The following is a 12,475-nucleotide window of genomic DNA, read 5'->3' as shown; positions in this document are numbered from 1 at the left end:
CAGGTGCGCTGCTGTTCGTTTCGCGTAGTTCTAGGGTGCTGTTCCGCCGTTTTGCTACAGGAGTGTGCGAGGGTCTAGGAGTGGTGCAACACAAGACGCAGACCGTCGCCTACGTTCGGGTGAGCTCAATCGATCAGAACCTCGACCGGCAGCTCGAGGCCGTAGGCGACGTCGACCGGCTGTTCGAAGAGAAGATCTCTGGCGGCTCCCGCACCGACCGAACTGCGCTGCTCGACTGCATCGGATACGTCCGCGACGGCGACACCGTCCGAGTCGCATCGATGGACCGGCTCGCCCGCTCCCTCGGTGACCTGCGCGATATCGTCGACGAGATCACCGCCAAGGGCGCTTCCGTCGAGTTCGTCAAAGAGCAGCAGACCTACAGCCGCGACACCAACGACGCGATTGGCCGGCTCATGCTCAACCTCCTCGGCGCCTTCGCCGAGTTCGAACGCACCCTCATCCGCGAACGCCAACGCGAAGGGATTCGTATCGCCAAGGCCGCCGGCAAGTACAGCGGCCGCTCCCGGAAACTCACCGACGACCAGATCACCGAAGCACGCCGACTCATCAGCACCGGTGTCCCGAAGACCGTTGTCGCCCGTCAGCTCAGCGTCGACCGCACGACGCTCTATCGGATGCTCGCTACCTCCACCGCACTCTCCCCCGCGACGCCCACTGCTGAGCACCCCGAGGGCAAGCGCCAAACCGTGTAGCGTTTGGCGCCCCTTCACCGGGCATTTTTGCGGGACAGGCATACGGCAATACCCCTGGTCAGGCGGCAGGTGGCAAGGGAGCCCATCGAGGGCGACGGCTGTCGTGTAGCGGTGGACGACCGGCTTGCGGGACGCGTTCCTCAACCCGAGACCGCCGTGATCGGTACGGTCAATACATGGGAGAACGCGAGCCGGGCGCCGTGGTGATTCGGCCTGCAGCCGTCGATGATGCGGAGAGCATCGGACGCGTCCACGCCGCATCCTGGCGAGAGACCTACGGTCACTTCGTAGACGACCCAAATGCCAACCCCTGGTTCGACGTCGACCGGCGGATCGAGATGTGGCGTTCGAACCTCGATCAGGCGGCGTTCTTTACCGCGGTCGCGGTGGACCAGACGGGCATCTTGGGGTTCGCTGCAGTACAAGCCACTGCGGAGCCTGATGCTGTCCGTCCCGAAGAGCTCACCATGCTCTACGTGCTCGCGCGTGCGCATGGAGGCGGAGCTGGTCAGGCGCTTCTAGACGCCGCGCTCGGTGGACGGCCGGCATCGCTCTGGGTCGCCGCCGACAACCCGCGCGCTCGTGCGTTCTATCGACGGAACGGCTTCGCACCTGATGGCGCCACATCCAGCTTTGGCCCCGTCGAGACGACCGTGCGCCTCGTCCGCTGATCGATCCCCTACCGGAACGACCACGAGCGACCGAGACGGCGTTCGGTAGCCAACCGGCTATCGGACAGCGAGCGGCGGCCTGCTTGCAGGACGCAGGATCAGGTGGTGAGGGCGATCTGGGTCGCGCGGGTGACCACGGCGAGCGGGTCAGCGGCACCGGTGACGAAGACCGTGATGACCGTTGACCAGTGGACGCCGCTGAGTACCGCTACTGCTCCTGCGGCGGATCCGTTCACGAGGACGGTGCCCGCAGTGGTCGATCCGTCCGGCACCGATGCGCGGAAGGACCTGGCAGTCTCACGGCTGGCTGCTGTGAGGAGCGCTTCTCGGTACGTGCTGTTCACCGGCTCATTGAGGAGATCACCGAGGAGCGCAGTGTTGATGTCGCTGCAGGCCTGCCGAGCGGTCGTCGTGCGCGTTGTCGTCAGGCGGTCGTTCAGAGCAGCGAGACCAGCTGCAACACTGCTGTCGCCACCAAGTCGGCGGATCTGTGCGTCGACACCAGAGCGATCCTGAGCGACCGGTAGCGTCGTCACACTCGGGTCGTTCCGGGCAGCGATCGCAGGGAGAACTGCGGCGAGAAGAACGTCCGCGGGTACCTCGGCTTCGCCCTTGTAGGTCGAGAGTGCACCAGTTGCGCCACTCATCACACAGGTACTGACGGTTGCCCGCTCGGTCTGCTCCAGCGCAAGCAACGCGCTTTCCATGGTCGTCGTCGGACGGGCGCTCGACGACGGCGCGGTGAGGACCGGCGCCTCGTCAGTTGACGCAGCTGCACTCGGTTCCTGCGTCTTGCTCGGTGTGACCGCGCCAGTGTTCGACGCTTGGGCGCAACCGCTCAAGATCAGGCCCGACACGGCGACAGCAAGCACCTGGCTGATCGCGCGATGCAGGGACCCACGCGTGCAGACAGTCATTTGAGTGACCGTATCGTTGTTCCGTGACCCGCTCGCTCCGCCGCCCCACCGTCCGTTCGATCACCTTGGCGGTGCTGGTCACCACGAGCGTGGCCCTCGCGGGCTGTTCCGCGTCTCCGGAACCGACCGCGCCACACACGACTCCGGCGGCCTCTCGGACTCCACAGGCGATCACTGCCGCAGAGTTCTCCGAGCGCCTGGCCGCCTACGAGCGGAAGCACAACCTCCGTGTACGGGTCGATGCCATCGACACCGGGAACGACCATCACCTGGGCTTCCGTGCCACTGAGCCTGTGTCGCTCAACGTGCGCGGATTCACCGCAGCTGTGCTCGTGCTCGCAGACGCCTCCGACGATCAGCTTTCGGCGCCCTCCGAAGGTACGGCCGAGCAGGAAGCCGGCAGGACTCTCCTGGACACCGTCAGCGCTGCGCTGCAGACCAGCGCGCCGGAGGCCCAGCAGACGCTCGTGGCCTGGCTCGGCGGCGACGGCGCCTTCCGTCGTCGCGCTGACGCACTCCTCGATCTCCCGTCTGCCAGGCCGTCAGCGCGGAGCCTTGCGACCCTCCTCGACGACGCCGTCTACGGCGAAGCGCTTGCCCCTGAACGGCGGAGCACCCTGCGAAACATACTGCTCAACAGCACGGGTTCCACTGCGGCCGCAGCCGGCACCGACGCACCATGGGAAGTAGCCGGGGTCAGCGACACCAGCCAAACCGGCAGCCTCATGGAGGTCAGCACTCTCGAAGTGCCCTACCGCGCCTCGGGCGACGCGGCCCCCGTCGTGCTCGCGACCGTCGTCACCGGCGCTGCCGACCCAGAGGCTGCGAACCGTGCGGCCCAGGAGGTGTCCCGTCTCGTCACCCATGCACTTCCACCGACGCGCTGACCCTCCGACTGTCGCGTTTCAGTAACCGATCCTTCACAGGTGCAACCGCAATGCTTGCGCGTGCGCTTGCCGACGATCCCCGCGCGACGTCGGTCAGCGTCAGACCGGCCCCTAGCTGCAGGCCGGCAGCGTCCGGTTCGTCCGTCGGGCTCGCGGAAGGGGCTGACCGCCGCCGCGTGATTCGCTAGTTTCAACCGAGGGAGGCGGAGATGACGAGTCCAGGGTGGTTGGGGGCGATCGGCTGCGCTCTGCTCGTGCTCCTCGTTGACGTGGCGATCTGGGGTGTTGTGTCGATCGCGACGAATGGAATGGGTCGGAATCACGCGGCTGGCATTCGATTGCCGTCGCTGATGCACAGCGACGAGGCCTGGCGAGCCGGCCATCTTGCCGCGCGGAGAGTTATGCGGCCGTTCTTGATCGCGGCGGCGATCGTCGTGGTCGTGTCGATCCCAGCGCAACTGGCGCCAGCGCTCTACGTCGTGCTGCTCGGGCTTTCCCTCGCCTGCACGCTGGCCGCTCTCGGGGCAGGTGCGCTGTCCGCGTCCCGGGCTGCTCGCCGAATCACTCGGGACGGCTGATGACCTGAGCCTCCTCGACACCCGTTGCGCGCCCTCAGCGACCCCGTTGCGTGATGCGGGGCATCTGCCTAGAACTATCGGCATGCGAGAGCGCGGTTGCACCGGATTAAGCCTGATCCATCAGGCCGTCGATGGTCGATCACTTCCCGAGCGGCCGAGTCCGCATATGGATCGGTGAACGGTCGGCCGCGAGTCGGGAGCAGTCGCGCATCGATAGCCGCTCGCGCTACACGGCGCCCTCTGATCGGCCGGTCCGGTCAGGTTCAGCGGCAGGTCGCCTGGGTGAACTTCGCCTTCGAGACTCCGCTGCGGGTGAACGTGAACTCGAGCGCACCCGTCTCGCCCTCACCGAGGGCGTAGAGGGTGTCGTTCGACGACGCGACGACCGTGCCTGCACTGTCTAGGCCGTTGACGCCAACGTAGACGCCTGACGGGCAGGCGTCGTACGCGTAGACCTTCGCCTTGAAACAGGAGCCGAACGAGTACTCGCAGCCACCCTCGAAGCCGTCGTCGCCTCGGCTGAGCCACTTCAGCGCGATGCCGGACCCTGCATCCTGGAACCCGGCAGGCAGGTCCGGAGCGGTCTCCACCAGAGCGGTGTCGTCGTCTGGGTCGGAGGCAGTGGCGGTCTCCGTGCCGGGAGCGTCGACGCTCACGGCGACCATTGTCACGATGAGGGCGACGGTGGGGATGGCGATGATGGTGAACCACCAGCCCACGGGAAGGACCTGACGGGACTTCCTCACCGGCCGGGGCTGCTCGATGGCGTCGAACCCGGGGTCACCCTCGTTCAACCATGTGCGGCCGGTCCAGTACCGCCACGTGTTTCGCTTCCACCCGTGCTCGTGCCAGCCGACACGGCGAACGTTGTTGTTCGCCCCTGTCTTCGCGCCAGGATCAGGGGATGCCACCGCGGCCGGCTCCGCTTGGGCTGCGTACTCGCGCGGTCCGGCCGCCGTTGCTTCTGCCGCGGAAGACAGCTCGGAGCCGCTCGCCTCGACGTCCTCCCGACTGGCGCGCTCGGCGATCCACTCCGAGCCGTCCCAGTAACGTTCGCGGCTAGTGACCGCCGAGGGGTACCAGCCAGCAGGCGCAGCGGGTGGGGCGTCGTCGTCGTGCACAGGAGCCTTTCACAGAGGGAACCGTGCAAGCCTAAGAGAGACGACGGGCGCTCAATACCCCTGATTCGGGGTATCGGGCAGCCGCAATGCTGAACGCATGCGGGGTCACGGCAACGCCCTCTCCGGTCATCGGTCCCCTACTGGAACGACCACGAGCGATCGAGGCGACGTTCGGTAGCCCACCGGCTTACGGGCATCCTCGCAACTGGTGAGGTCAGCTTCCGCGTCGGCTTCACCAAGAAGCCAGAGCGTCACGATCGTGCCCCCTTCGCGTCGCGCGGGATACTTGATTTGATGGATAACCAGTCCGATGAAGAGCTTCGTCGCTTTGCACAGCAGCTCGGCAACCGACAGATACGACGGCGTCTCGACATCCACCGCTCAGACGACGAGATTGAGGCACTCCTTGCCAATCCGGCGGCTCTTCGTCAGGAGCACGAACGCTGGAAGGCACGGAGCTCGAAGACCGAGCGGTCTGTCGAGGAGCGGACCGTTCAAATGGTGCAGCAGCACTCCGTCGGCTGCGGTCCGCTGGTGGTCGGACTTCTCGCCGTGGTCATAGGCGTCGTACTCGGCACCACGTACTTGCAGTCCGCACTGATTGAAGACCTTGTGTACCAGGGTCAGTGCTCCCGAGCGGTCCTAGGCGCCGTGCACTGCCTTGATCAGATCTACGCGTGGCAACCCGACGTGGGTGACTGGCTGTCTATTGGCGCGGCAGTTCTGTTCTTCCTTGTGGCTCTTGGCGGCCTCTGCCTTATGACTGTGCCCTACGCTCGGAATCATCTACGCAACGAGCGGGCTCGCCATGCAGGCGCCCGGCCGTAGCCGGGGCAACTGCGTTCGTTCTCAACCGCTCGCCGCAAGACGCCGCGCCGAGGACTAAGAACGTCCGGGACTGCTGCAGGTTCAGTCGCAACGCGAGCCCAGCCCACGAAGAGCAGAACCCCCGCAGCAGAGCGGCTGCGGGGGCTCGAGAGGCAATGGGGATGCCTCAGCGTCAGTTCTTCGACATGCGCACAGTCGTGGAGGTTCCGGCGATGCTGACAGGGAAGCTGATCTCGTCCTTATCGAACACGAAGTCCTTCGTGTCGTCGGTCGAAGCGAGGAGCGCGCTGTCGGTCGCTGCTTTGTCTCGGGTTGACGTCCACGTGTAAGGCGTCTTGGCGTCCTTCGGTGCCGTGAAGGTGCCGACCCAGAACAACGACGTGGTGTCGCCGTTGTCGGTGATGAACTTCACGGTGATCGTGTTGCCCGTGATGGTGGCGGCGGTCCAGCCGTCGTCACTCTTGGTGTTGTTCTGCTTCCAATCGCCGATGAGGTCAGGAGCCGGTGTTGGTGTGGGCGTCGGGGCGGTTTTGGCGACGGCGGATTCTGTTGTGTCGAGCGCGGGTCCGGCCTGCTCGGAGTTGCTGCAGCCGGTCAGGGCGAGTACTGCGGCGAGTGCGAGGGGCGCGATGAGCTTCTTCATGGTGCGCCCATCGTCGCAGGCCGTGATCGATGCTCACCACCTTGAGGGTGAACGGTGCGGACTCGCGTATGACCATTTTCATTTTGCACCGTGAGAAGCGCGGGACCTGGGCCTACTTCCCTCTCGTCCCCGGCGCGCTCGTCACAGTCCCTGCGCGCTGAGCGGCCTAGCCGCGGCCGGTAGAGGATCCTCTTACGGGCACTCACTTCCCTAACCGGTTTCCCCGAAGACGGGGCTACGACCGCCGGTAGGACCGCAGCCGAAGACTGTTTGAGACGACCAGGGTTGAGGACAGCGCCATCGCGGCGGCAGCGATGAGCGGGTTGAGGAGCCCGGCGGCAGCAAGTGGGATCGCGGCGATGTTGTAGCCGAACGCCCAGAACAGATTGGTGCGGATGGTCCGAAGGGTCGCGCGGGAGAGCTGGACCGCATCGACGACCGCGCGCAGGTCTTCACGGACGATGATGACGTCGGCGGCCTTCATGGCGATGTCGGTGCCTTGCACGACGGCGACGCCGAGCGTTGCGGTTGCCAGTGCTGCGGAGTCGTTGACGCCATCACCGACCATCGCGACGTGGTGGCCGGCTGCTTGGAGCTGGGCGATGCGTTCGGCCTTTTCGTCGGGCAGGACCCGGGCGATGACCTCGTCGACGCCGACCTCCGCACCGACAGCGGCGGCCGTGGTCTCGGAGTCTCCGGAGAGCAGGACGGTGCGGAGGCCGAGGGCGCGCAGCTGAGCGACGGCCTCGGCTGCGCCGGGACGCAGCGTGTCCGTCACGGTGAGCACCGCGGCGACGTCTCCGTCGACGGCGAGCAGCACCACGGTCGCACCGGTCGCTTCGCGCTGCTCGACAACCGCAGCCACACGATCGTCGACGGCCACGCCTGATTGCTCGAGGAGCTCGCGGCGGCCGATCACACAGTGGCGGCCGCCGATGATGCCGGCCGCGCCGAGTCCGGTGTGCGCGGTGAATTCGGCGACCGGCTCCAGCGTGCCGAGCTGGATGCTGGCTGCGCTGGTGATCGCCTTCCCGATGGGGTGTTCCGATGCTGCTTCGAGGGCACCGGCGAGGGTGAGGGCGGTGTCGGCGTCGGTGGTGAAGGTGTCGATGGCGGTGAGGGTCATTTGGCCGGTGGTGAGGGTGCCGGTCTTGTCGAGGACGACGGTGTCGATGCGGCCGCTTGCTTCGAGGGCGTCGGGGCCCTTGATGAGGACGCCGAGCTGCCCGCCGCGTCCGACGCCGACCATGAGCGCTGTCGGGGTCGCCAAGCCGAGGGCGCACGGGCAGGCGATGATGAGGACGGCGACGCCGTTCGCGATTGCTGTGCCGGCGGCGGCACCGCTGATGAGCCAACCGGCGGCGACGAGGATCGCGATGCCGATCACGACGGGCACGAACACGCTCGTGACCCGGTCGACGGTGCGCTGCACGGCGGCCTTGCGGCGTTGGGCGTCGTCCGCGACGGCGGCCATCTGCGCCAGGCGGGTGCGGGTGCCGACGGCGTCGGCACGGATGATGAGCCGGCCGCCCTGCACCAGCGTGCCACCGATGACGATCGTTCCAGCCGCAGCCTCGACGGGAATGGACTCGCCGGTCATCGCGGACACGTCGAGCGTTGCAGCCCCGTCGGTGACGGTCCCGTCGACGGGGATGCGGCCACCGGGGCGAACGACGACGAAGTTCCCGACCCGGACGGCGCTGACCGGGACGGTGCGCTCCTCGCCGTCGGTGAGGAGCCTTGCTTCGGTGACACCGAGGTCACCGATGGCTTCGAGAACGTCGGCGGCTCGACGGCGGCTGCGGCTCTCGAAGTACCGACCAGCGAGCTGGAAGGTCACCATGCCGGCGGCGACGTCGAGGTAGATCGAGTCCGCTCCGGCAGGGGTCTTCCCGAACCCGAGCCAGTACCCGGGGGTGGTGGCGGGGTCGACGAGGAGGGTCCAGAGCGCCCATCCGAAGGACACGACGGCGCCGAGGGAGACGAGGGTGTCCATGCTGGTGCTGCGGTGCCGCAGCCCGCGGAGTGTTGCCTTGTGGAACGGCCAGGCTGCCCAGGTGACGATCGGGACGGCCAGGAGCACGCACAGTGCCTGCCAGCCGGGGAACCGCCATGCGGGCACGAGCGCCAGGATGATCGTGATGTCGCACAGCGGGATCGTCAGCAGTGCCGCGACGGCGAGCCGCCGGCGGAGGGTCGTAGTGCGGGTCTCGGCGGCACGGGCGGACCAGGCGTCATCGCCTGGGGTGTGGACGGCGGCGGTGTAGCCGGCGCGTTCGACCTGTGCGATCGCGGTCGCGGCGTCGTCGGGTCCGAGACCTGCGACGGTGGCACGCTCGGTGGCGAAGTTCACCGACGCAGTGACACCGTCGAGCTTGCCCAGCTTGCGTTCGATCGCGTTGGCGCAGGCGGAGCAGGTCATCCCACCGATGTCGAGCTCGAGCCGCTGCTCGGCCTGCTGGTCGATTCGGGATGGGGTGGTGGTGGTCACGGCTGCTCCCGGTGGTCTGTGACGGTCAGCGTCGGCCGGTCGTCGGCGCCCTCATGCTCGGTCGACCGCGCAGGCGACGCCGGATCAGTCGAATCGTGCTGTACCGCGGCTGCGGCTGCGCCGTCGCGGGTGGTGAGCTTGCTGAGCATGGCGTTGTACTGCTCGTAGTCGTCGTCGAGGCCTCCGTCGGCGTGCCGGTCGATACGCTTCGCTTGCCGGGTGTCCTGCTTCGCCCACTGGGTGACGAGGGCAATGACGACGACGATCAGCGGCAGCTCCCCGGCAGCCCAGGCGACGCCGCCAGCGACGTACTGGTCGTGGGCGAGGCTGCCGATCCACGGCACGTCGAGGTACTGGAAGTACGTGCCGGCGAGGAGGTCGGTGCTGGTCATCACGACGACGCCGAAGAACGCGTGGAAGGGCATCGCGGCAAGGACCAGGCCGAGCTTGCCGATGTGCGGCAGGGGCCGGGGTGGGGCGTCGACACCGATGATGAGGGCGTAGAAGACGTAGCCGATGGCGAGGTAGTGCAGCGTCATCGCCTGGTGCGCCCAGTGGTACCGCATCGCCCAGTCGAAGAACGGGGTGAGGTAGATCACGTAGTACGACCCCACGAACACGGCGAGGACGTACATCGGGTTGTACGTGACCCGCAGCAGCTTCGAATGCGTCAGCGCGACGAGCCACTCGTGGGGGCCGGCGAACGTGTCGCGGCGGTGTGCGGTGGTGGCGCGGAGGAACAGGGTGATAGGGCCGCCGAGGACGAGCAGGAGCGGGCCGAGCATGTTCAGGCTCATGTGCAGGCCCATGTGCACGGCGAACGACGCCGACGAGTACGGGCCGACCCCGGACGAGGTGGTGATGATCACCGACACCCAGCCGAGCATCCACGCGCTGGTGCGGCCGTTCGACCAGCGGTCACCGCGACGTCGGAGCCGGATCACCGCGGCCGCGTAGGCGAGGATCCCGACGACCGCGATGACGAGGAAGAGGATGTTCGCCCGGCCTGCGGTCCAGAGGGTGATCGGGGTGAGTGGGGTGTTGACCTGGTAACCGAGGAAGAGCTGCTGCCCGTCGGTGGGGACGAAGTACACCGGCGGTGGGATCCGCGTCATCACGACGCCGATCCCTGCCGCGATGAGGAGCACCGTCAGGAGCACGGCCGGGGCGGTGCGGGTGGCGAACCAGGTCCGGCGGAGCAGGATCGGTCCGGCAACCGCGGCGACAAGGGCGAGCTGCACGGCGAAGAAACCCCCGGTTGGTGCCGCCCAAAGCGGAGTGCCGGCGAGTTCGACTGCAGCGATGATGACCGATCCGGCCGTCCAGGTGACCCACGCGGTGACGGCGAGGATGCGGTGTCGGCGGATGGTGGTGATGCCGGGTCGGTTCGCCTGCCAACGGCGGGTGAGGGCTGCGGTGGCACCGATCCAGATCCCGAGGGCGGGAGCGGCGAACATGGCGGCGTCGCCGCCGAAGTCGTGATTGGGACCGACGAGGACCTGCGTGACGAGGACCGGTGCGAGGAGTCCGATGATGCCGATGCCCGTGAGGAGCAGCGTGCTGACCCAGCTGCGGACAAGGTAGGCGGCGACGAGGATCGTCACCGCGATGCACGCGACGACGATCCACGCGCCGGGGAGGTAGCTGGCTTGCACCAGGTAGCCGATCGCGCCCGGGGTGAGGAGCTTCGTCAGCGGCTGCCCGCCGGCGTCCGCGGCGTCGACGGGGACCAGCAGCACCGCGGCGAGCAGCCAGACAGTGGCCGCGGGGCGGACAAGTCGGAGGTCACGCTGGGTGTCGATGAGTGTGCGGGAGCGGCGCGGCGTGAGGAACGCGGCGACGACGAGGCCACCGACGGTGAGGCCGCCGGTGACGTCGGCGGTGAGGCGAAGCAGGGCGCTCAGCATCGACGTGAGCATGCCCGGGTAGCCGCGACTCAGCCGGTCGTACGATGAGGAACCGAGCAGCTCGACCGCGACCACGACGATGACGACCGCGATGATGGCGCCTGCCCATGGCAGCGCGCGCACCACTGTGCCCGACCGTTCCGCGGCGGCAACTGCCGTCAGCCGGTCAAGGGCGGCCGGGGCGGTGTCAGGCATTGGCGAGCTCGTAGCCTGCCTCGTCGATGGCTTCCGCGACCGCGGCAGCATCCGGCTGAGCCTGCGCGGTGACGACGACGAGGCCGGTCGCAGCGTCCGCGGTGACGGAGTCGACACCGGCGATCGCTTCGAGCTCACCGACGACGCGGCGTTCACAGTGCTCGCAGGTCATCCCGACGACGTGGTACTCGAAGCGCTCCATGTGCTCATTCTACAAAACGTAGAAGGTAGTGCGCGCCTTGGTCAGCGGGAGCGAACGAGCGGGGCGAGCCGACGGCGGTGCGGCCACGTCTTCACCGGGGCGCCGGCCAAGCGGGTAGCGCGAAGCGCGAGACCCGGGTTCGGGTCGATGTGGTCCATCAGCGTCAGCGCGTTGCAGACCGTTGCCGGGCCGCAGACACGGGCTGCTGCGTCGTCGGCGACGAGCTCGATCAGTAGCGCGACTGTGCGCCGGAACTCTCGGGCGGTCCGGAGCCGCGGAAACGCCGCTGCGTTCAGGGCTGCGACTCGGGCGATGAGGTCATGGCGGCCGCGGACATGGGCGCGCTCGTGCTCGATCACGGCGCGGACGCAGCCGCGGGGCATCGCGTCCTCGACGCCGGTCGAGATCAGCACGCGACCGTCGGCGGTGGAGCAGGCGATCGGGTCCGCCGTGCGGAGATACGCGACCTCCTGTCCACCGATGCGTTCGACACGCACCGTGGAGCGGGCGACCAGGAGCGTGACCGCGACATCGGTGCGGTGCTTCGCCGCTGAAATCGGTTCCGCGTTCGCGACGAGGAGCGCGGCAACGCCGCCGGCGACGCCGAGGCCGCACCAGGCAAAGAGGCCAGCGGCAGGAGCGCCGAGCCCGTGCAGGTGTGCGTTCGAGGCGACGATGACCGCGGCGATCCCCACGCTCAGCAGCAGCGACCCGGCAGCAACGATCAATGCCGCCAACCAGGAGCGGAGCGCGATCTGCGGGTGGTGCAGCCACCAGGCGCCGCGGGTGAGGAGGAACGGCGCGAGCAGAGTGACCACGACTGCGAGGACCACGAGCGCAAGGACGGTGATCACGCCGCCGATTCTCGCATCACACGCGTGCGGGGTCGACCCCCGCCGTATTGAGCGCGGCCCGGAGCACGTTGAGGTCCTCAGCGCCGAGCGCGCCGGTGAAGCGTTGCAGGACCGCAGTGCGGTCGCTGGAGCGGCCGAGCACTTCCGCCATCGAGTCAGCCGTCTCAGCCGGGTCAGCCCTGGTTGCCCGGTACACCTTCGTGGTGGAGTCCCGCTCGACGAGGCCTTTCTTCTCCAGCCGAGCAAGGACGGTCAGGACCGTCGTCGATGCCAGCGGGTCGCCGTCCTCGGCGAGAGCATCCCGGACCTCTCGGCCGGTCTGCGCGGCCTCCTGCGCCCAGAGCAGCTGCAGCACACTCGCTTCGAGGGACCCGTGCGCTCGGCGCGGACTCACGAGCGCTCCCCGATCTTCTCGACCATGCGCCGATTCTACATAAAGTAGAAATCGACTTCTACAACTTGTAG

13 protein-coding genes are annotated in these 12,475 nt (G+C 67.7%); 5 read left to right on the top strand and 8 right to left on the bottom strand.

What is annotated here, in order from left to right; genetic code table 11:
- Positions 1–80: 80 nt before the first annotated feature.
- On the top strand, positions 81–716 hold the full coding sequence (locus tag DEJ30_RS08265) for a recombinase family protein (RefSeq protein ID WP_258369877.1): 636 nt from the start codon (positions 81–83) through the stop codon (positions 714–716).
- Positions 717–892: 176 nt separating this feature from the next.
- Positions 893–1,387, top strand: coding sequence for a GNAT family N-acetyltransferase (locus tag DEJ30_RS08260; protein ID WP_110860320.1), 495 nt, complete (start codon positions 893–895; stop codon positions 1,385–1,387).
- Between the two features lie 98 nt (positions 1,388–1,485).
- On the opposite strand, the gene DEJ30_RS17795 is transcribed toward DEJ30_RS08260, so the two are convergent.
- Entirely contained in the window at positions 1,486–2,304 is an 819-nt protein-coding gene (locus DEJ30_RS17795; RefSeq protein ID WP_146238526.1) for a hypothetical protein, read from the bottom strand.
- 23 nt (positions 2,305–2,327) lie between these two features.
- Between DEJ30_RS17795 and DEJ30_RS08255 the strand changes: the two genes are divergently transcribed.
- Positions 2,328–3,191 carry a hypothetical protein gene (locus tag DEJ30_RS08255; RefSeq protein ID WP_110860318.1) on the top strand — a complete coding sequence of 288 codons (864 nt, stop codon included), beginning with the start codon at positions 2,328–2,330 and terminating at the stop codon, positions 3,189–3,191.
- A 254-nt stretch (positions 3,192–3,445) separates the two neighbouring features.
- Positions 3,446–3,769 carry an SdpI family protein gene (locus DEJ30_RS08250; protein ID WP_181420050.1) on the top strand — a complete coding sequence of 108 codons (324 nt, stop codon included), beginning with the start codon at positions 3,446–3,448 and terminating at the stop codon, positions 3,767–3,769.
- Between the two features lie 263 nt (positions 3,770–4,032).
- Here the strand turns inward: DEJ30_RS08250 and DEJ30_RS08245 are convergent, their stop codons facing one another.
- On the bottom strand, positions 4,033–4,890 hold the full coding sequence (locus tag DEJ30_RS08245; protein ID WP_110860314.1) for a DUF2510 domain-containing protein: 858 nt from the start codon (positions 4,888–4,890) through the stop codon (positions 4,033–4,035).
- Positions 4,891–5,184: 294 nt separating this feature from the next.
- Here DEJ30_RS08245 and DEJ30_RS08240 point away from each other — a divergent pair, with 294 nt between their 5' ends.
- Entirely contained in the window at positions 5,185–5,718 is a 534-nt protein-coding gene (locus DEJ30_RS08240; protein WP_110860312.1) for a hypothetical protein, read from the top strand.
- A 172-nt stretch (positions 5,719–5,890) separates the two neighbouring features.
- Here DEJ30_RS08240 and DEJ30_RS08235 read toward each other — a convergent pair whose 3' ends face one another.
- The 6 genes from DEJ30_RS08235 to DEJ30_RS08210 form a co-directional block, all read right to left on the bottom strand.
- Positions 5,891–6,361, bottom strand: a complete 471-nt coding sequence (locus DEJ30_RS08235; RefSeq protein ID WP_110860309.1) for a hypothetical protein — start codon at positions 6,359–6,361, stop codon at positions 5,891–5,893.
- A 235-nt stretch (positions 6,362–6,596) separates the two neighbouring features.
- A complete protein-coding gene (locus DEJ30_RS08230; protein WP_110860307.1) occupies positions 6,597–8,852 on the bottom strand; it encodes a cation-translocating P-type ATPase in 2,256 nt (751 codons plus the stop codon).
- Complete coding sequence (locus DEJ30_RS08225) at positions 8,849–10,954, bottom strand: cytochrome c oxidase assembly protein (RefSeq protein ID WP_181420049.1); 2,106 nt, start codon at positions 10,952–10,954, stop codon at positions 8,849–8,851. Before DEJ30_RS08225 ends, DEJ30_RS08230 begins: the two co-directional genes overlap by 4 nt.
- Entirely contained in the window at positions 10,947–11,156 is a 210-nt protein-coding gene (locus DEJ30_RS08220) for a heavy-metal-associated domain-containing protein (RefSeq protein WP_110860303.1), read from the bottom strand. Before DEJ30_RS08220 ends, DEJ30_RS08225 begins: the two co-directional genes overlap by 8 nt.
- Before the next feature lie 41 nt (positions 11,157–11,197).
- A complete protein-coding gene (locus tag DEJ30_RS08215) occupies positions 11,198–12,010 on the bottom strand; it encodes a hypothetical protein (protein ID WP_110860301.1) in 813 nt (270 codons plus the stop codon).
- A 16-nt stretch (positions 12,011–12,026) separates the two neighbouring features.
- Positions 12,027–12,404 carry a BlaI/MecI/CopY family transcriptional regulator gene (locus DEJ30_RS08210; protein WP_110860299.1) on the bottom strand — a complete coding sequence of 126 codons (378 nt, stop codon included), beginning with the start codon at positions 12,402–12,404 and terminating at the stop codon, positions 12,027–12,029.
- Positions 12,405–12,475 lie beyond the last annotated feature (71 nt).

This window comes from Curtobacterium sp. MCPF17_003, assembly GCF_003224385.1.
Taxonomy (GTDB): Bacteria; Actinomycetota; Actinomycetes; order Actinomycetales; family Microbacteriaceae; genus Curtobacterium; species Curtobacterium flaccumfaciens.
Note: the sequence above shows the minus strand (reverse complement) of the source record. Positions and strands in the feature narration are given on the sequence as shown.